Source organism: Lacimicrobium alkaliphilum (genome assembly GCF_001466725.1).
GTDB classification, from domain to species: domain Bacteria; phylum Pseudomonadota; class Gammaproteobacteria; order Enterobacterales; family Alteromonadaceae; genus Lacimicrobium; species Lacimicrobium alkaliphilum_B.
Window position 1 is genome coordinate 3,094,667 of the sequence record NZ_CP013650.1, and the last position, 20,149, is coordinate 3,114,815.

Annotated in this window: 20 protein-coding genes; 5 read left to right on the forward strand and 15 right to left on the reverse strand. The window is 49.7% G+C overall.

The annotated features are described in order from the left end of the window. The first annotated feature begins 100 nt into the window (after positions 1 to 100). The 5 genes from AT746_RS14015 to AT746_RS14035 all read left to right on the forward strand — a co-directional run bounded on the left by AT746_RS14015 (position 101) and on the right by AT746_RS14035 (position 4,859). Positions 101 to 979: a hypothetical protein gene (locus tag AT746_RS14015; RefSeq protein WP_062481332.1), complete on the forward strand. Its 879-nt coding sequence runs from the start codon at positions 101 to 103 to the stop codon at positions 977 to 979. Then, positions 952 to 1,566, forward strand: a complete 615-nt coding sequence (locus tag AT746_RS14020) for a hypothetical protein (protein ID WP_062481333.1) — start codon at positions 952 to 954, stop codon at positions 1,564 to 1,566. Before AT746_RS14015 ends, AT746_RS14020 begins: the two co-directional genes overlap by 28 nt. After that, complete coding sequence (locus AT746_RS14025; protein WP_062481334.1) at positions 1,559 to 2,035, forward strand: hypothetical protein; 477 nt, start codon at positions 1,559 to 1,561, stop codon at positions 2,033 to 2,035. The genes AT746_RS14020 and AT746_RS14025 overlap by 8 nt, the downstream gene beginning before the upstream one ends. Then, positions 2,035 to 4,215 (forward strand): type II and III secretion system protein, encoded by a 2,181-nt coding sequence (locus AT746_RS14030; RefSeq protein ID WP_231730946.1) that lies wholly within the window; start codon positions 2,035 to 2,037, stop codon positions 4,213 to 4,215. Before AT746_RS14025 ends, AT746_RS14030 begins: the two co-directional genes overlap by 1 nt. 200 nt (positions 4,216 to 4,415) lie before the next feature. After that, positions 4,416 to 4,859, forward strand: coding sequence for a hypothetical protein (locus AT746_RS14035; RefSeq protein WP_062481335.1), 444 nt, complete (start codon positions 4,416 to 4,418; stop codon positions 4,857 to 4,859). A 716-nt stretch (positions 4,860 to 5,575) separates the two neighbouring features. Here AT746_RS14035 and rfbB read toward each other — a convergent pair. The 15 genes from rfbB to AT746_RS14110 all read right to left on the reverse strand — a co-directional run bounded on the left by rfbB (position 5,576) and on the right by AT746_RS14110 (position 20,144). Next, positions 5,576 to 6,652 (reverse strand): dTDP-glucose 4,6-dehydratase, encoded by a 1,077-nt coding sequence (rfbB, locus tag AT746_RS14040; protein WP_062481336.1) that lies wholly within the window; start codon positions 6,650 to 6,652, stop codon positions 5,576 to 5,578. 93 nt (positions 6,653 to 6,745) lie between these two features. After that, complete coding sequence (gene rfbD / locus AT746_RS14045) at positions 6,746 to 7,564, reverse strand: dTDP-4-dehydrorhamnose reductase (RefSeq protein WP_335338200.1); 819 nt, start codon at positions 7,562 to 7,564, stop codon at positions 6,746 to 6,748. Positions 7,565 to 7,569: 5 nt separating this feature from the next. Continuing rightward, positions 7,570 to 8,115 carry a dTDP-4-dehydrorhamnose 3,5-epimerase gene (rfbC, locus tag AT746_RS14050; RefSeq protein ID WP_062481338.1) on the reverse strand — a complete coding sequence of 182 codons (546 nt, stop codon included), beginning with the start codon at positions 8,113 to 8,115 and terminating at the stop codon, positions 7,570 to 7,572. Between the two features lie 6 nt (positions 8,116 to 8,121). Then, entirely contained in the window at positions 8,122 to 9,006 is an 885-nt protein-coding gene (gene rfbA / locus AT746_RS14055; RefSeq protein WP_062484254.1) for a glucose-1-phosphate thymidylyltransferase RfbA, read from the reverse strand. A gap of 41 nt (positions 9,007 to 9,047) precedes the next feature. Further along, complete coding sequence (locus AT746_RS14060; RefSeq protein ID WP_062481340.1) at positions 9,048 to 10,514, reverse strand: lipopolysaccharide biosynthesis protein; 1,467 nt, start codon at positions 10,512 to 10,514, stop codon at positions 9,048 to 9,050. 2 nt (positions 10,515 to 10,516) lie between these two features. Next, on the reverse strand, positions 10,517 to 11,167 hold the full coding sequence (locus AT746_RS14065; RefSeq protein WP_062481342.1) for an ABC transporter ATP-binding protein: 651 nt from the start codon (positions 11,165 to 11,167) through the stop codon (positions 10,517 to 10,519). Continuing rightward, positions 11,164 to 11,949 carry an ABC transporter permease gene (locus tag AT746_RS14070; RefSeq protein ID WP_062481344.1) on the reverse strand — a complete coding sequence of 262 codons (786 nt, stop codon included), beginning with the start codon at positions 11,947 to 11,949 and terminating at the stop codon, positions 11,164 to 11,166. Before AT746_RS14070 ends, AT746_RS14065 begins: the two co-directional genes overlap by 4 nt. 20 nt (positions 11,950 to 11,969) lie before the next feature. Further along, a complete protein-coding gene (locus AT746_RS14075) occupies positions 11,970 to 13,745 on the reverse strand; it encodes a polysaccharide biosynthesis/export family protein (protein ID WP_062481346.1) in 1,776 nt (591 codons plus the stop codon). Beyond that, entirely contained in the window at positions 13,738 to 14,121 is a 384-nt protein-coding gene (locus AT746_RS14080; protein ID WP_062481349.1) for a hypothetical protein, read from the reverse strand. Before AT746_RS14080 ends, AT746_RS14075 begins: the two co-directional genes overlap by 8 nt. A gap of 126 nt (positions 14,122 to 14,247) precedes the next feature. Continuing rightward, a complete protein-coding gene (gene wecA / locus AT746_RS14085) occupies positions 14,248 to 15,327 on the reverse strand; it encodes a UDP-N-acetylglucosamine--undecaprenyl-phosphate N-acetylglucosaminephosphotransferase (RefSeq protein ID WP_156413707.1) in 1,080 nt (359 codons plus the stop codon). Between the two features lie 406 nt (positions 15,328 to 15,733). Next, positions 15,734 to 16,903, reverse strand: coding sequence for a polysaccharide pyruvyl transferase family protein (locus AT746_RS14090; RefSeq protein ID WP_062481353.1), 1,170 nt, complete (start codon positions 16,901 to 16,903; stop codon positions 15,734 to 15,736). A gap of 676 nt (positions 16,904 to 17,579) precedes the next feature. Further along, positions 17,580 to 17,978, reverse strand: a complete 399-nt coding sequence (locus AT746_RS14095; protein WP_062481355.1) for a DUF2802 domain-containing protein — start codon at positions 17,976 to 17,978, stop codon at positions 17,580 to 17,582. A gap of 110 nt (positions 17,979 to 18,088) precedes the next feature. Next, complete coding sequence (locus AT746_RS14100; RefSeq protein WP_062481358.1) at positions 18,089 to 18,580, reverse strand: chemotaxis protein CheW; 492 nt, start codon at positions 18,578 to 18,580, stop codon at positions 18,089 to 18,091. Beyond that, positions 18,577 to 19,368 (reverse strand): chemotaxis protein CheW, encoded by a 792-nt coding sequence (locus tag AT746_RS14105; RefSeq protein ID WP_062481359.1) that lies wholly within the window; start codon positions 19,366 to 19,368, stop codon positions 18,577 to 18,579. Before AT746_RS14105 ends, AT746_RS14100 begins: the two co-directional genes overlap by 4 nt. After that, the gene (locus AT746_RS14110; protein WP_062481360.1) at positions 19,365 to 20,144 is read right to left on the reverse strand and encodes a ParA family protein; all 780 of its coding nucleotides are present in this window, start codon (positions 20,142 to 20,144) and stop codon (positions 19,365 to 19,367) included. The genes AT746_RS14105 and AT746_RS14110 overlap by 4 nt, the downstream gene beginning before the upstream one ends. Positions 20,145 to 20,149: the final 5 nt, after the last annotated feature.

The window sequence follows — 20,149 nt, forward strand, 5'->3', positions numbered from 1 at the left end:
GTATATTACACCATAGAAAGTTTAAAAATGAAGTGATTTCACCTTGACCTCAGCATCGTTACCCCAACTTCCTGCTCGCCTGGATCAATGGCTATCCAGTGTGAACCAGTTTTTTTTCCCCGCCCGGGAGGCGGTGGATGAGCAGAGCCGTACCCTGTATGTATTCAAAGCGTTCCCGGCACAACTCAAAGCCCGGGAGATCAAACAGTGGGTTGAGCTGCAGCAGCACGCTCTGTCGCCTTTTGAAAACGGCGACAGATATGCGTACCAGAGCCGTCATGGTCTGCATTTATGGTTCAGCCAATCCCCCTTGCAGGGCATTCCTGAAACGGCTTTACAAAGCGCTATGCCTGATGGTGAACATTTTGTGCAGGGTAAAAAGTTCTGTTATCGACAGCAATGGCGAAGTGGTCTGATGCAAAGTTGTGTCACGCTGACAAGCAACAACGATGAACATCAGCTTGAATCTCTTGGCTTAGGCAATAACAAGCCCTGGGCGATGCAGCGGAAACTCGATGTGGTCGTGCGGGATGCAAACAGCTGGCTGATATTCTGTAGCTTTGTGTTGTTATGTGGTCTGCTGTGGTCTGCAGCAGGTTATGCTACCCTGAGCGCCCAGCAGGTTCGGGCAGAGCAACGGGCAGAACAATTGACAGACAGCCTCGGCAGTAAATTGAATCAGCAGGCGGCGGTAAGAGCAGGGCAACAACAATTGGCCTGGTTACAAAACTGGCAGAGCCAATACGGTGTATTACCTGAAAGCTTCGCTGTTATCGCGTCAGCGATCAGTGAACAAGGTGAATGGAAAACCAATCAGATTCGTTGGCAGAATCGTACTATCGAAGTTGAATTTACTTCAGCGCAAGTAGATATTGCCGCACTTGTCAGTGCTGTTGAAAACACCGGGTTGCTCAGAGATGTCAATATTCGTCCGCAAACCAGCGGTGATGCATGGATCCTGGAGGCAAGATTTCCGTGATTTTCGAGCAACGCTTCTCCGCTTTGGTTAACAGTCAGGCGGTACAGGAATACCGCAGCAATAAACGCCTGCAATGGATGGTGGTGGGTATTGCCGTTATTCTGATCTTGTCAGTATTAAAAGCTCTGGCCGACAGCCGCACAGAGCAACAGGCAGAGCTGAAAACTCAGCAGGCCCTGGTAGCCCGGTTACAAGCTGCGGCAGACAGCCCGGTGGATGAGTCGCAGATGGATTCGATGATGTCGATGCTCGACAAGGCCAATAAGCAAATCCCTGAGGCCGATTCTAAAAGCATTGCCGAAGCCAAGGCGTTGGCCGCCATTGAACAGAATGTCGGCCATTTGATCACCCGTAAACGTCTGAATCTGGTTGGCGCTGATGAACATATTGCCGGCACTCAGACATATTGGTCCGTAAGATTGAACCTGGCCGGACAACTTAAAGGCGACAAACTCATTGCTTTTTTAAAGCACTTCGACAGCAGCAGTACCAGTAGTCGCATTGCCTCAATGCAATATGCTCCAAAAACATCTGACTCTGTCAATGTGGTGGTAGATTTGCTCTACAAACAGGTGGTCAATGAATAGCCGCCTGTTACTATTTGCAGGTTCCCTGTTGTTGCTCAGTGCACTGGGTGGGGCTTTGCTGAATCTCTATGGTCTGCCAGAGTCGGAGCTAAATGCAGACACTGCGTCGCTGTCTGAATTTAAGCGATTGAGCAACGATTGGCAGGCTGTGTTGTCACAGCTACCGCAATTTGTGCCGCCAAAAAAGACTGAGTCGGTTGTAACCAAAGCAGAACCGCGCCAGCCAAAAATCAGTGATGGCCTGTTGGTAGCTATTGTTGCCGATAAACCCAGGTCAGCGGTGGTTATCGTCAGTGAGCAGAACGATGGGCAACCCATGCAACTGGCAGAGGGTGACAGCTGGCTGGAACCCTGGGAAATTGACAGGATAGAAACCGATTTTGTGGTCTGGCACAACAGCCAGACCGATGAGCAATACACTCAGACGCTGTTTCCACAAGGAAACGAGTCAGACAAAGTACAAGAATAATGGAAATTAATTTACCTATGCCGAGCCAATATCTGAATACGTCACCCCTTAACAGAAAGCTTGTCATCATAGCGTTGGTTGCAGCAGTGGCTGGTTGTGCCAGCCTGCAGACCTCCACGGAGCGCATGGCTCAGAGAGACCAGCAGATATTTACCAAACCTTTGCGCGCAGCCAAAGCCCTTCCGGATGACCCTTCAGCTACCCTGAGTGAATCTGAAGAACAACAGCAACAGACGGGCATGGAAGTGTTCAAGGCCCCATCTCTGAGCGTGGAACAGGCAGAAACCCAGGCCAGGGAAGTGATAGTGCCGGGTTTAAGCGACAACAAGGTCAGCCGCCTGTCATTCAACAACATGCCGGTGGGCGCCTTTATCAATGAAGTGTTCGGCAACCAGTTAGGGCTGAATTTTGTGGTGGAGCCCAATGTCAAAAACACCCCCGATCTGGTCACCATGCGCATAACCCAGCCGGTGTCGGAAAAAGAGCTTTATTCCCTTGCCACCCAGACACTGAGATCCTACGGGGTGACCACCTTTGTCAAAGAGAATGTGCTGGTATTTGACTTCTCAGAGGAGGCCGCCGGCGGCGAAACGCCCCTTTTGATCAGTGGCCGTACCCTGCCTGAGGTGCCATCTACCAGCCGGCCGGTATTCTATATTCATCCCTTGTCGGCAGTAACTACACCGAATGTACGCAGTTGGCTGACCCAGTTATTTCCCCGCAAGGAACTGGATATCAAAGAAGATCCCGCCCGCAATGCGATCATTCTGGTGGGCAGCCAGCGTGTGGTGGAACAGGCCCTGGTCGCCACCAGATTACTGGACAAGCCGACTATGGAAGGCATGCACAGCCGTATTATCCGCCCCAGCCTGAGCACCGCGTCGGATCTGGCCACCAATCTGGAAAAGGTCCTGTCAGCCCAGGGCTATTCGGTCAGACAAACCGACGGGACATCGGCCGTGCGCTTGTTGCCGCTCGATTCGGTGGGGCAACTGGTGGTATTCGCCCGTTCCCAACCAGTGCTGGAGCATATTATCGACTGGGCGCAAACGATGGAAAAAGAGCGGCATAACACCATCGAAAGCGGCCTGTTCAGTTATCAGGTGCAAAGCACCCAGGCCAATCATATTGTGCAGGTGCTTAACAGTCTGGGGGTGGCCAACTATTCCGGTGGCACTTCTTCGGAGTCAGAGCGCGACAATGGCGGTAGTGGCAGCAACGTTAACTCACCGCGTATGAGCTCACAGAGAACACCAACAAACAATGAAGATGCCAAAGGCCGTTATGCCGTCGATGAGCAGCTCAATACTATTCTTTACAGCGGCAGCGGCAAGGACTGGCTGCAGGTATTGCCGATTATCAAGACCCTGGACAAGCCGGCGCCCTCAGTAATGGTGGAGATAATCCTGGCCGAAGTGACCCTGGAAAATACCCAGCGCTCGGGGGTGGAATGGCTGACCGATGTCAGCTTCGGCGGATTCAGCGGCACTGTAGGTACCCTTGATCGGCTGGGGCTGAGCGGGGGCGGCATGCTGATGAACCTGAATACCGCCGGCGCCACACGCGCCGTGCTCAACGCCTTCTACCGCAATGACAAGGCCACCATACGCTCAAGGCCACGTATTATGGTCAAAAGCGGCGGCGAGGCCTCTATCGATGTGGGGAACGAAGTGCCGGTACTGACCCAGCAAAGCCAGAGCACCCAGAATCCGGATGCGCCGGTGGTGGCCAGCATTAATTACCGCAAGACCGGGGTACTGCTGGATGTGAAACCCACCGTGCATGCCTCAGGCTTTGTGGATGTGGAGATTAACCAGGAACTGAGCGAAGCCATCGGCACCGAGTCCAGTGAAATAGACTCGCCGACTATCCTTAACCGCAATATCAGCACCACGGTTACCTTGCGTGACGGCGGCTCTGTACTGATTGGCGGGCTGATCTCTTCCAATGCCTCAAACGGCCGGCAGGGCATCCCGTTCCTCAGCCAGTTACCGTTTCTGGGGAAAATGTTCAGCAGCGATACGGAAGAAAAGACCCGCACCGAACTGATGATTATGATAATTCCTTATGTCCTCAGTTCTCCGGATGAGGCTGAATCCCTGACCGACGATCTGCAGCGGGCCAGGATTGATGAGATCACCGCAGAGATTTCGCCGCCAGCCGACACCCTTGAAAATTGATTAAGCGGCCCTATTGTAGGTCGGACTTTAGTCCGACTTTCACTGAAAGATACGGTTCTTGTCGGATTGGCTGTTCTTGTCAGATTGGCCGATGAATGCGTCCATGCAACATCGGCATACCGTCCATCCATGGACATAAAATCCGACCTACAACCATGGACATAAATTCCGACTTTTTTTAGCGTGAGGAACCTAAAATTATGAAAAAATTACCTGTTATCGCGCTGCTGGCTGGTATCGGTTTCAATGCCGCAGCCAGTGCCGAAAACGATAAACAAATTCCACAAATAAACGGTTTTGATTGTGCTGACGCTATACAGAATGTGATTCCGCTTCTAGGGCGAGGGGAATTAGTAGAGACCTTTGTTCCTCTGGATGTGGAAAATGAACTTAAACGCCAGCATAAAAGCTCTGTGCTTCAATCTATAAACTGCACGGCAGAACCAGAAATAAAAGGCGCCACCATTAAAGATAAAGAAAGTGGCGAGGCGGTATTATCGCGTTTATCTGTCACCTTTCCACTGGAAATCAGTGTTGCCGCCGGAAAGCAAACTATGGATATGGTAGTACACCAGCAGTATCTGGCTGAAAACCTGGAAACCACCGATCAGCGCAAGGTGACCCAGAAATTTATTGTTAAGTAGGTCGGAAAGCGAATACAGGGATGTATTGTATCGCGAACCTAAGGATGGAATTTATTCCGACAATCGTGCTAACTCCCTCCACCCAGTCAGATTGGCCGATCTTGTCGGATTCAAATCCGACCTACGACAATGGACATAAATTCCGGCCTACCACAACGCACCAACCTGTAGGTCGGACTTTAGTCCGACAAATGCAACAACGCCCACCATCGCTGTTGGATTGGCTGATTTTGTCGGATTCAAATCCGACCTACAACCATGGACATAAAATCCGACCTACGACAATGGACATACATTACGGCCTACCACAACGCACCAACCTCGTAGGTCGGACTTTAGTCCGACAAATGCAACAACACCCACCATCGCTGTCGGATTGGCTGATCTTGTCGGATTCAAATCCGACCTACGACAATGGACATAAATTCCGACCTACCACAACGCGCCAACCTGTAGGTCGGACTTTAGTCCGACAAATGCAACAACACCCACCATCGCTGTCAGATTGGCCGATCTTGTCGGATTCAAATCCGACCTACAACCATGGACATAAAATCCGACCTACGACCATGGACATACATTCCGACCTGCCACAACGCACCAACCTGTAGGTCGGACTTTAGTCCGACAAGTGCAACAACGCCCACCATCGCTGTTGGATTGGCTGATCTTGTCGGATTGAAATCCGACCTACGACAATGGACATACATTCCGGCCTACAATAATGGGCGCCACCAGTTTTCATTATTCAGGTACCAATGCAGGGTCTTTTTGATGCCCGATTCAAAGGATTCTGCAGGTTGGTAACCTAACTCTGCATTGGTCTTGGTGGCATCGATGGCATAACGGCGATCATGGCCTGGTCTGTCATCGACAAAGGTAATCAGCGAGGCGCTGTTTTGCTTGATGGCAGATTCGGCTGACGCAAAACGCTGCGCCAGAGAACTGTCTTCGGCGAAGGCCTTGTCCATCAGGGCACAAACTAGCTTAACGATATCAATATTGGCCCATTCATTGTGGCCACCAATATTATAGTTCTCCCCTACCCGGCCTTTTTGCAGTACCAGCTCAATACCGCGGGCGTGATCTTCTACATATAACCAGTCACGAATTTGCTGACCATCGCCATAAACCGGCAAAGGCTTGTTCTGCAGGATATTGGTGATAATCAGCGGAATCAACTTCTCCGGGAAGTGATAAGGGCCGTAGTTATTGGAACAATTACTGGTTGTCACCTGCAGCCCGTAGGTATGGTGGTAAGCCCTGACCAGATGATCACTGGCGGCCTTACTGGCCGAATAAGGTGAGTTGGGCGCATAGGCTGTATCTTCGGTAAATGCCGGATCGTCGGCTGACAGCGTACCGTACACTTCATCGGTGCTGACATGATGAAAGCGGTGTTCTTTTGATGCTTGCCCCCTGGCTTTTGGCTCATCAAGCCATTTCTTTTTTGCCGCTTTAAGCAGGCTGTAGGTGCCGATAATATTGGTTTCAATAAAGGCATCGGGGCCGGTAATGGAACGATCCACATGAGATTCGGCGGCAAAATGCACTAAGGTATCGACCTGATGCTGTTCAATCAGTTCCTCAACCAGGCTGGTGTCGCAGATGTCCCCTTTGACAAAGGTAAACCCAGGGTGCTGTGCCACCGTGTTCAGGCTGGCCTGATTACCGGCGTAAGTCAGTGCGTCCAGCACAATCACTTTATCCTCAGGGTGTTTTGCCAGCCAGTAATGTACAAAGTTGGCTCCGATAAAACCGGCACCGCCGGTGACTAACAGATTCTTGTTCATCGCAAAATTCTTCTCTTTTTGAAACGGGCTAGGTGTTTTTCTGATCGGCCTGCAATTGCGCTAATACCGGGAGCAAAGCATGTCGCCAGTGCTTCAGCTGCAACCCTTAAATGCACCTTTCAGAGTACTCTTGTCCAGCACGCTATAATGAGGGCGCTTCGCTGGTGTAGGATAGGCGGTGGTAGGAATAGGGTTAACAGGAATAGCCTGATTCAACAGGCCGGACTGCAACGCCAGGTCCTGAATTGCCACTGCAAAATCATACCAGCTTGCCACACCTGCATCGGTGTAGTGATGCACCCCGCACACTTTGTCTCTGGCGGCCTGCAAACAGCAGGCGGCCAGACCGGTTACCGACGTAGGTGTGCCCACCTGGTCATCGATCACATTCAATTCTGGCTTTTCTTTCATCAGCCTGAGCATGGTTTTGACAAAGTTATTGCCATGGCGGGAATACACCCAACTGGTGCGAACAATACAACTGCTCTTGGCCCAGTGTTCAAGTATGGCCTTCTCCCCGGCTGCCTTACTGGCACCGTATACCCCCTGAGGGTTATGGGGATCATCCACTTTATAGGGTGAGCCCTTGTCACCGGCAAACACATAGTCGGTCGATACATGCACCAGATGGCATTTATTTGTCTTTGCAAAACGGGCAAGATTTTCCACGCTATGATGGTTTAGCTGATAAGCCTGCTGTGACTCCTGCTCTGCCAAATCCACTGCCGTGTAAGCCGAGGCGTTGATAATGGCAGCAGGTGAGAAACGACTGAGTACATCGGCCATAGCATTATAGTCACTGAGGTTGACCTGCTCCCTGCCGAGGAATCCCACTATTGCGGAATCGGCTAAACCAGCGAGCTCTTTTGCCAGTTGGCCGTTTCGGCCAATCACCAGAATTTTATCGTTCATCTTCATCAGAATGTGGGTGCATCGGTAAAAGGCAAACCCTTATCATCTTTTTCTGACAACGACGGCGGTTGCCCATTGACCAGCGGCCAGTCAATATTCAGAAGTGGGTCATCGTAGCGAATACTGACCTCTGACTGAGGGTGATAGTAATCGGTACATTTATAAACGAACTCTGCGGTCACCGATGTGACATAGAAGCCGTGGGCAAAACCAGCAGGAACCCATAGTTGACGATGATTCTCAGCCGACAGGAGCGTGCCAAACCATTGACCAAACGTCGCTGAGTCTTTGCGCATATCGACAGCAACATCATAAACCTCACCCTGTACCACTCTGACCAGCTTCCCCTGGGTTTTCTCTTGCTGATAATGTAAACCGCGCAGGATCCCCTGCCGGGATTTACTGTGATTATCCTGCACAAAGTCTACATCGGCACAATGCTGTCTGAACCAGTCGTCACGATAGGTTTCGAGAAAAAAACCGCGTTCGTCACCATATACTTTCGGTTGAATAAGTTTTACATCGGCAATTGGAGTGTCTATTACTTGCATGATTGACTACTTCACCTTGTCGTGGAGAATTTGCATCAGATAATCACCATAGCCGCTTTTGACCAGCGGCCGCGCCAGTTGCTCCAGTTCAGTCGCAGTGATATACCCCTTGCGGTAGGCGATTTCCTCAGGGCACGCTATTTTCAGCCCCTGGCGTTTTTCTATGGCGGCAATAAAATTGGATGCATCCAGCAGGCTGTCCATGGTACCGGTATCCAGCCACGCGGAGCCTCGGCCCATTAATTCAACCCTGAGTCTGGCCTGTTGCAGATAAAGAAGATTCAGATCAGTGATTTCCAGCTCGCCGCGTTTTGAGGGCTTAACCTGTTTGGCCAGTTCCACCACATTATTGTCATAGAAATACAGCCCAGTTACCGCGTAGCGGGATTTAGGCTTAACCGGCTTCTCTTCTATAGACAGAGCGTTCCAGTTATCATCAAACTCGACAACACCATAGCGCTCCGGGTCATTGACGTGATAGCCGAATACCGTCGCCCCTTCGGTCTGCTTTGATGCATTCATCAGCGCAACCTGCAGATCATGGCCGTAATAGATATTGTCACCCAGTACCAGGGTACAGTGATCATTGCCGATAAAATCTTCACCCAGAATAAAGGCCTGAGCCAGACCATCGGGTGATGGCTGAACGATGTAACTGAAGTTAATCCCCCAGTGACTGCCGTCTCCCAGTAAGGCCTGGAATCTGGGTAAGTCGTCCACCGTGGAGATAATCAGTATATCCCGGATACCAGCCAGCATCAGAGTGGAGATGGGATAGTAAATCATTGGCTTGTCGTAGACCGGCATCAGTTGCTTGCTGATAACCTGAGTCAATGGATGAAGCCTGGTACCGGAACCTCCGGCCAGCACAATACCTTTTCTTTTACTCATAAGGGCCTGCTTTACTGTCTGTGTCATATCCTTCAACAGAGTTATTGAAGCTCGTTCACTGTGGCGCGAATGATACTGCCGATCCCGAAGATCATCAGGATCACCGCTAAAAACAGCGAAAGATTGTATAGGATACTGGGGTATTTTGCTTCTTCCGGCAGGGTCGGTGACTCGACCACAACCAGATACTTAAGCTGACGATAGGCTTCTATCCGGGATTTCTCCAGCGAAACCTGTGAGCTGGCCAGGGCTTCTACTGCAAATTCCAGGTCCATCCTCAGATTACCGAAGTTTGCCAGTATTTCATTGACCCCCATTTCACCAGATACATCAGTCAGTTCTATATCCTGTGTCAGCCTCTGACGTTCATCAATAAGTTGCTGTCTGAGACTGTCCAGTTGTTCTTTTAACTGCATCACCATTGGCGCACTCTCGCTCATGCTGGAGCGCAGCGCTCTTAGCTCGGCCTGCTTATTGGCTATCTGAGCTTCAAGACCATAGGCTATTTGCTGTAGTGCCATTCCTTCAGCTTCAGGATCAAGCAAATTATACTTACGCTGGAAGGCCAGGATTTCAGACTTTGCTTTTTGCAACCTTTCCTCGACCATAGCATGTTCATTCTGGACAAATGCAAGTTGTGCCTTGGCCAGATCATGACCGACCTTATTGATGTACCATTCTGCTCGATCAACAATGGTTTCGGTCAGCGTTTTGGCAAATTCCGGAGTATATCCCTGCACCCTGACGGTAATGATCTTTGAGTTCTGGTCAACCTCCACAACCACCCGCTTCTTAAAGTAATCAAGTTTATCTTCCCGGCTGGCAGAAGCTGACAGCCGGCTGAATATATCGTATTCATCACTGTTGTAATGGGCGAAAATATCCAGCTCCTGCTGCAGGTATTCAACTAAGTCGGTTGAATAGATAAAGGCTTCAACAAGAGATGTATCGGAACTGCCGCTGCCGCCGGTAAAACCGGAAAGCATTGCCATGGCAGGTTCCAGCGTCGCCATACCGTTAGGTTGCTGCACAATCAGCTGTGCCTGGCTCTCAAACCTGTCACTAGCCCAGATCACTTGATAAAAAGCGAACAACAGAAACGGCATCAGCACACAAATGCTGATCGGCTTTTTCAGCCAGCTAACAAGTCGCTCGGTGAAGGTTGGGACCTGAGCCTGTGCCGGTTCACTGACCTCCTGCGCTGACTCCATCGCGTCACTGACAGTCTCAGGCGCGTCGGCTTCCTTTGATGAACTGCGCATGACCTCGGGGTTAGATTTTTTCAGCTCGCGATTAAGGCTGGCAATTTTTTGCTGCGCCTCCTTTGAATCGGGATTAAGTACTCTGGCACGCTGGAAAACCCGCAATGCCAGAGCAGGATCGGTATATTCCAGTTTCTCTGCCTTGGCCATCAGGATATCGTGATTCAGCCAGTCTCCCGCTGCCAGCTTTTCCTGTTTGTAGGCTTTTAATCTGGCTTCAAGTTCATGCTGGGCATGTTGTGTCATGGTTATAATGCCTGATAATGCTTAATGCCTTCTTCAAGGTCATTGTAAAAAGTTAAATCGCCCTTGCTCAACACAATGGCACTGTCGCAGAACTGCCTGAGTTCCTTCATATCGTGGCTGACCATGATCACATTGGCCTTCTCACTGCGCTCAAACAAGGCTTTTTTTGCCTTGCGACGAAAAGATGCATCACCTACTGATGTCACTTCGTCAATCAGATAAACCTCGAAATCTATGGCAATGGAACAGGCAAAGGCCAGCCGCGGGCGCATGCCGCTAGAGTAAGTTTTAACCGGCAGATCATAGTGCTGGCCAAGCTCGGCGAATTCCTTGACCCGATCTTCGTAGGCGCCAAGATCGGCAACGCCGTTAATCCTGCCAATAAAACGGGTATTCTCTCTGCCCGTCATCTGCTGGTGGATCCCGGTAGATAATGCCACCGGCCATGAAATACTGAGATCGGTGGTTATTTTACCTTTGTTTGGATATTCGCTACCGGCAATCAAACGAAATAAGGTCGATTTACCGGCACCGTTAGCACCGAGTATGGCGATATTGTGGCCTCCGGGGATCTCAAAGTTCAGATTCCGGAAAATATACTGATGCCCAAGCGCCGAATGGTAGTACTTGGTAATATTTTCAAGCAGAATCATCTACTTATCGCCTGTTTCCAGAACCCCTGATAACAGACCAACGCGAGAAACAGGGCGATAAGGCTGGAAATCAACAGGTAGCTGACGCTCACACCCTCTTGCCCGTAGGAAGGATAAGCAGCAAATCTCGCCAGCTCAATGGCATGCAGAATAGGATTCCAGTTCAACAAGTACCAGTATTCCTCGGGAAAGTCCTTGAGTGAGAAAAAAACTCCGGAAATAAAGAACATTGGCCGCGTTAGCAGCATCTGAATTTTTTCCACTTCAGGAATATACAACGCGGCAAGACCGAACAGAAATCCCACAGACAGCGCAAATAACCATAATGATAAGAAATACAGCAGAATGCTCAGAGGGTCAGCAAGCTGGGTTTCCATGCCGATAAAATACAGTATCAACGCAATACCCATCACCACAAACAGTTTAACGATAAACTCAAACATGCCCGCTGCGATAACCGCGCTGATAGGCTGAACCTGACGAAAAGCGAACAGCGCTTTATTCTTTTTAATTGCAGAGGCTCCGGCAGACAACGTCTGCAGAAAGCTCTGGATCAGAATCATGCCAAAGGCGATAAAGATAAAGGTCGGTATTGTATGGGTTTCACCACTGTCGAGCCGGCCTCTGATAAACGCCAGCACGAAAATAAACACCACCGGCTGCACGACAGCCCAGCTGATACCAAACTTATCGTTAAAACCCACACGTATTTCACGGGCGAAAAGGGCAAAAATGACATCCCGCCAGATTTCCCATTTATTTCGCTTTAATACCGTGGTCATATCAGCAGGCCCGCTCCGGATTAATTCGAGTCTAGAGCGACATTCGCTGCCAGCGCAACCTGATAAATGATTTGCGTGATATCTTTGATACTCTGGATCAGCTTGGTATCAACTCTGGGCAAGACCATAATCTGATCTCCTGGCCGAATCTGTGCTTCAGAAGCACTGGAAAACCAGTGGCTGCTACCGCCGGTTTCGAAGAAAGTCGTCAGGCCATTAGCATGGATCACTGCGATTCTCTCATCGTCGGCCCGTTCACTGTAACCACCAGCCCACGCAACATAATCAGTCAGCCTGGCTTCAGAGTTGTAAACCACCGCCTGAGGCATCAGCACTTCACCGGAAACCTGAACCAGATCGGTTTTCAGCGGTATGACAATTTCATCGCCTTGCTCCAGACGTATATTGGCAATCCTGCCCTGTTCGGAGAGCACCACTTTACCCAGCGGCTCAACCTGCTTTGCCCGCTCGACAAAGCGCATAACCAGATCGGCCTCCTGAGCACGAATACGGGCTTCACCATCAGAGGATGCCGGAGCAGTAAACACGCTTCTTTCAAGCCGCCTGAGAGACTCGTCCAGCAATTCCCGTTGTTTGGCTTTCACACTTTCCCGTTTGATATAAATAGAGTCTATATCCGCGTGCTCTGCATCCACTTCAATATGAGGCAACAGATCCAGCAACCGGGCATCTTTTTTTACGGTATAGAAAGAAGGACCAATGTAGCTGCCGGATACTTTAACGCTGATCACCTGAGGCTGCAGATCGTCATTAAACAGCACCACATCCCCATCATAAATATCGAAGTCTTCAAATTCTGAAAACGGAACATAGACAGAAACCGGCCCATCAGGACGGTTACCGGTAATCGCCACATGGCTGGTTTTTGCCAGAGGTCTGGAGAAATAGGTAAGATCTGAGCCTCTGGAGCGCTGTTCTGTTAACTCGAAACGGTAAGGGTAACGGGCGGCACCTTCGACTGTTACCATGGGTCCCTGCTCGTTTACCAATATCACATCACCATCTTTGAAAGAAAAGGGTGGTAACCGGCCTTCACGCATAAACTCGTACAGGTCATATTCCTGCACACTTTGATTGTTACGCAGCACGCTAATCTTTCGGTAGCTGCCACGCACCGGATCGACGCCACCTGCACGTTTAAGAAAATAGAGAATAGAATCTGTCGGTAACCCTGCATATTGCCCCGGCCGTATTACCGGCCCGGCCACAAACACGCTGACAGGGGTCGCCGTTAGCAGATTGACATAGGCATTGACATTATTGGTATAGACCGAGCGAATTTTCGTCTTAACAACCTGATTAACTTCAGTGGCAGGCACGTCCATTACCTGTACGGGCCCAATCTGCGGAATAAAGATATTGCCCTGGTTATCTACCGTCAGTACTTCTGCCAGCTCGACTGTGCCCCAAAGCTGCACAGAAATCTTATCACCCGGCGCAACCCGATAAGCCGGATTAAAACCATCGCTACGTTCTGCTTCAAAACTGCCATCAAAAAGATTGGCACCAAAAGGACGTATGTTCTGACTTGCACCAGATTCGCCATTCCTGCCCGGCGTTACGCCCTCAGAGCCCGGAGATCTCTTAAAGCGACTTTCACTCTGAATATATCGGGACACATCGACTTTCTGAGCATCAGCCGCCTGCCGGGCCTGCTGAATTTGCTGCATCTCTTCAAGGCTTTGGGCCTCGACCTTATGACCGGATAACAGACCAGCCAGAATCAGGGTATAGCAAAAGAATGTATGGAGCTGATTGAGAAGTGATTTAACCATTTTCAGGGCTTCCCTCTCGATACGTCGCTATAACCGGCCTGGTAAAGTGCCATCGCTCATCATGCTTATTTTTACACATAGCAGTGCCTTTATCCGACTCTTCATCAGCTGTCTTCCAGTTTAATTTACGGCAAGGTGTTCCTATAGCAGAGAAGTATTTCTTCCCCACAGAGACGACACGATCTCCGACACTGACGTCTGTGCCATCCGGGACAATTAAGATTTTTGTGGCAACTGAGTGAGGTACAGCTTCGTAAGCAGCAGCAGGATTACCAAGCACCAGGCGAGTGCTGGCAACAGGTTGGTTAACTTTGTTGGCACACCCCACAACCAGTAATGTGAGCAGGGCTGCACATAAATTCTTATCAATATGCATCGGAATCAGCTTATTCTTATTGTTTGCTTGCGCGCCGGAGCCGTGAGCTCCAATGCCGGGCAGTATACATCACAGCGACAAAGATAAAAACGCGTGAAATATAGTCAGCTAAAGAGGTTCGGATGTTCAGGAGACCTGTATGTCTGACTTTCCGAACCGTCTTAGCCTGCGCAGTATGATCCAGATATTCTGAATAACATAACTGTAAATCACCAGCAGTAGCAGAAATGCCCAGAACATAATGTATTCAGGAACGTTAAGCATTTCACCGGCAATACCCACCAGTGCATACATACTTCCCAGCAACAGGATGGCAACCAGTGACTTGTTGGAAGACAGGCCTGCACGAATAAAAATATTGTGCAAATGTTGTCTGTCTGGTTTTAACACGGATTGTCCTTTACGGGCCCTGCGATACATAATGGCTGCCATATCCATTAGCGGAAGGCCAATTAGCCAGACTGCTGTAATGGGGCGCATTGCGGGTTGAGTACCCTGAGTATATTCCACCAGCAACCAGACTATGGTCAGGCCGATAAACATACTGCCTGAATCCCCCATAAAGATCTTATTACCTTTAAAACCCTTTATACTGAGATTAAATGCCAGAAATGGAACTAATGCAGAAATGACCAGTACCGGACCCATTATGGCTGCGCCATTTTGAGATACCAGCAGCAGAAATACCACACTCAGCAAAACAACAAGGCTCATCCCTCCGGCCAGACCATCGATACCATCAATCATATTGAACGCATTGATCACGCCGACAACACAAACCAGAGTCAGAAAATATCCGGCCAGCCCCAGATTAATCTCTCCGAAACCTATTAAATCGCCGAGCGAGGTCAGGTAATTCTGTGCGCTCCAGGCCATAATCGCAGCAACACCGAACTGAAAGGCAAGGCGCCCTTTGGCACTCAGATCAAATCTGTCATCCAGCATGCCTAACGTCACGACAACAGCAGCAGCAGTAAAATACTGTGGATCATTCTTCAGCCAATAGTCAGTCACAAAACTGGCAACCAATATGGCTACAAACATCGCTAATCCGCCAGTCAGCGGAACAATACCTTTATGATTTTTACGATAGTCAGGCTGGTCAACCAGCCCCCATTGATGGGCGACAGGAGTCATGACAACCAGGAGCAGCAATGCCACAAAAAACGCGGTGAAAATGGGCATAAATTGAAGATGGGTAAACACGAACTATAAAATCCTTTTTTTTGTGCGTAAGAACAACTCTACACCAAAGGGTGGCCACAGTAAGCAGGATTTCAGCCAACAAAATAAAAATGCAGATATTAACTGCATTCTGTTCCGACAAACAATCGGGTACTCTGTGATCCGGTTTGCAATGTTTCGCATATCAGTTGGTGAACCAATCCTTGAACGAGAAGTCGACAGGGCTTTTCCTGACGGGGCTGAATAGTATCAAAATAACGACCAATCCCGCCAGAGCTAATAATTTATTTAATTGATTCAAATTGTTGTTATAAGTTAACGCCAACAGCCTGTAAGTGTTGCAGAATACGGGCCAAAAGCCAACCGGGCCGCTCAAATCAATAAATACGGGAGTATGCACATATATATGAAAAACCGATAAAAATCATTATCCTTGAGCGCTTTCAGCAATCTGTGCGATTTTACTGAATGACTCCCGGACCTTTTTTTTATGCTCGGCGATGACTTCGTCATAGCTATCATGAGCAGCCAGTCTCTCTGTTGCGGTAGCAGCAATTTTAACAAAACCTACCGACCCCTGAAGATATTCCGGAGCCCAGGTTTTACTGTAAGCATCGACTTTGCGAACCTGCTTATTGACACCAATGAAGGGGTTGCCATAAGACATTGAGACAATCACACCGTGTAAACTGGTACCAATAAACAAGCTTGAATGTGCCAGTGCCGCAGTTATTTGATCGATGGTATCGCATGGCAATACATGAACCGGAAAATCTGCGTTGGTTTTCAGCCATTCGACTGTCTTGTCATCATCGTGCCCCGGGCAGTTACCAATTGATAACAAGCCCACCGCCAGACCATGTTGACGATGTATTTTTCTCAATTGGGCCAGAACAACAGATAACTTTCCCTTACTTTTCTGATAACCAAATTGCACACAGACATAATCTTGATCAAGAGGCTTTTTGAGACTCGCTTTGGGGTAGATATCACTGATTACAGCAACCGAGTCCGGTACCAGTTCCGCTTCCACAGCAAAATTGTTCTTAATTACACGGCGGGTTTCTGTCTCCCGCACACTGATATAATGAGCTTTTTTGAGACTCGGCATGACTTCCTTTCGCTGCCTGGCTTGCTTTGGTACACCACCTCCAACAGCGTGATACACCAATTTCATACGCTCCAGCATAGCCGGAGCAGACGGCATAAAGGGAAAAGACACTGCATTTTTGCCAAACAACCATTTGGTCAATTTTTCCAGCCGCTCTCCATTGCATTTCTCATAAACCCAGTGATAAAAAGGGTGTAAGAAACTGACAAGCCTGGACCAGTTGGCATTCAGCACCTGCCCTCCTGCCACCAACAGCAGCGACCCTTTGGGAATACTTTGATAATCAAGCAGCTTTTTATAACTTTCCGTTGGCATGGCGCCACAGCTCGTTAAGTCCGATTTAATAGTAGCGATATTGTGAAATTCATAGTCTCCAAGTTTGCCGAGCTCATGTTTGGCAACAATAGGGAAAAGCAGGTCGCCATAATTGAATCTGTCAGACGCGCTGAGTATATAGATATGTTTTTTTGCCGCTGTTTGCTTCATAACCGATATCGTTCACTTCATTTTTTATTTTCCCAACGCGTTCGCCTGCAATCTTCAGCAAGCTCCCCGCAAAGACCGCGCGGGAAAATAACATGACAGTGAATTAAACGGTAGTAAAAGCGTTCCAGCAGAGACCTTATAGGATTGATCGATCTTTGTCAGAGTAACACTCTTGTCGGACTAAAGTCCGACCTACAGCACTCCCAACCTCATAGGTCGGAATTTATTCCGACAATTGTAATATCACCCAACATCGCTGTCGGACTGAAGTCCGACCTACAACACTCCCACCCTCGTAGGTCGGAATTTATTCCGACATTTGTAATATCACCCAACATCGCTGTCGGACTGAAGTCCGACCTACAACACTCCCACCCTCGTAGGTCGGAATTTATTCAGACAATTGTGAGGACATATGACAGATTGGTGGAGTGGTTGACGTTTGTCGGATTGAAATCCGACCTACAACACTCCCAACCTCGTAGGATGGAATTTATTCCGACAATTGTGAGGGTATATGAAAGATTGGTGGAGTGGTTGACCTTTGTCGGATTGAAATCCGACCTACAACACTCCCAACCTCGTAGGATGGAATTTATTCAGACAATTGTGAGGACATATGAAAGATTGGTGGAGTGGTTGACCTTTGTCGGACTGAAGTCCGACCTACAAAGCTTCAGCCCTTACCATGAATACTGAACAGCAGTTCCGCTTCGGCACGGGGTAATTCGCATTCCTGCATCACCTCTTCGACGCTGGCGCCCCGCTGGAGCAGTTTTACCGCGCCCGTGTAGAGCTTGCTGTCGGGCTCCATTTCTTCCAGTTCCTGCTGTTTTTGCTGCAACTGAACCAGTTGTGCTTCCAGGGCTTTGACTTTTTTACCCACACCGATACTGCCGGTACGCAGTTCGTGTATGGCTTCCTGCAGTATCGCCAGCTGTTGTTGCTGTTCCTGCAATTGCGCAGACAAGGCCGAAAACCCGGCTCGTTGGGATTGCTGACGCCAGGCAAGCAGCACGATACCAAGGCCAAGCACTACGAATAAGGCAATCAGGGAAATTTCAATAAGCGTCATAGATGGGTCACAGACAAGGGTTCGGACGGACTTGACAACAATGCATTAACGCCCAAAGCGGTGCCGGTAAAGCACCGCCTGGCGGCACGCTGAGAATTAATGCACAGGCATCAGAGGCTGGTAATCTCATCCCATTCTTCGTCGGTCAACAGTTTATTCAGATCCACCAGAATCAAAAGCTGCCCTTCGCGATTACACACGCCCTGAATAAACTTGGCGCTTTCTTCGGTGCCTACATTTGGCGCGCTGTCGATTTCAGAGGACTTGAGATAAACCACTTCGGCCACACTGTCCACCAGAATGCCCACCACCTGTTGCTCCGACTCGATGATGACAATACGTGAATTGTCTGTCACTTCGCTGGTGTCCAGGCCAAAACGGGAACGGGTGTCAATCACCGTCACCACGTTGCCACGCAGGTTGATTATCCCCAGTACATAGTCGGGGGCACCCGGTACCGGGGCGATCTCGGAGTAACGCAGCACTTCCTGAACCTGCATTACATTAATACCGTAGGTTTCCTCTCCGAGCTTGAAGGTCACCCACTGCAGGACTTCGTCTGCGTCTGTTGCAACATTGCTGCTGGTTCTGTCGTCACTCATAAGACTGGCTCCCGGGCATCGTCTTCATCATTACTGTTCAGGCCCTGCTCCAGCATTTTCACCAATTGAGAAGCATCGATAAGGGCACACATTTTTTCTTTCACCAGGCCAGCCAGCCAGGGACGTTTACCATGGTGTTCACGCCATTTCACGTCATCCTGTTCCAGCTTGACCGTATTCACCAGTGATTCGCAGGATAATCCCCAACCACTGTCACCTAACATAATAAGATATTGATAATTTAAGGATTCTGCCAGTGTTTCATCGTATTTTTCTGGCATTACCCATTGTGCAGTGTCCACCACATTGAGTTTTTCATCCCGGTGGAGCATCACGCCGTTAAACCATTTGGGCTTGCCGAGCAGTGCCGAAGTCTTCTCCAGCTTGTGAATACCACCCAGTTCAGTCAGCGGTACCGCCAGCGTCAGCCCGGCCACTTTAAAAAATAAGGCCTGAAAACTGCCCTGGCGAAACTCCGCCTGTTCCTGTTGTGTCGGCATCGCAACGGATTTCTGTTGGACTTTTTCTGCCAGGCTGGTTTGCGTGACGGAACCGGTCTCACTAACCGGCGGCGCAACAGGTGCCGGTTTTGGCGGTTCAGGGGCTGGCGCAACTGGCACCTCGACTCTGGCCTGTTCCTCTGCCCTGACCTGCTCTTCAATTTTCGCCTGCTCCAGAAGCCTGGCAACGGATTGTTTCTGCACCGCTTCGATAACAGGATCATCGGTCAGCAGCGCTGAAAGATAATCTTCCATCACTCCTTCGTTGGCAAACTGGCCTTTACTCATGCGTGCCCTCCCAGGGATTGCAGATGTTTCAGCAGGCTGGCATAGGCATACACGCCCCGGCTTTTGGGACAGAACACCGGTGGTGGGCTTTGGGCCTGACTGGCGTCACGAAAACGGGTATCCACCGGCACCACACCGCTCCATACCCTGTCGCCATAAGTACGGCGCAGTGCCTGATAAGACTCCATTGCGGCATTGGTACGTTTATCAAACATAGTGGGAATAATAGTGTACTGATACTCGTGGGTTCGTGATTTGCGCATGATTTCGAGGGTATGCATCATTCTGTCCAGGCCTTTGAGAGCCAGGAATTCTGTCTGTACCGGCACCAGTATGCGTTCACAGGCGGCCAGAGCGTTGACCATCAGCACGCCCAGCACCGGCGGGCAATCAATCAGGGCATAGTCAAAATCCTTGTCTACGGCCTGCAGTGCCTTCTGCAGAATCAGCCCCATACCGCCCTGGTTACCCATGCTTCGATCCAGCGTGGCCAGCGCCATGGTTGCAGGCAGCAGGAACAGTGAGTCGAGTTTGGTCGGGCACAGGCAATCAAGCACGGTATCCTGATTGAGTGATTTTCCGGCCATAAATACATCGTAAACACTGCTGGACAGCTCTTCCGAATCGACACCAAAATAATAGCTCAGTGAAGCATGGGGATCCGTATCCACCAGCACCACCCGCTTCCCCTGCAGCGCCAGTAGCGCCCCCAGGGTAACTGTGGTTGTGGTTTTACCTACCCCACCTTTTTGATTGGCAACGGTCCAGACGATCACTGACA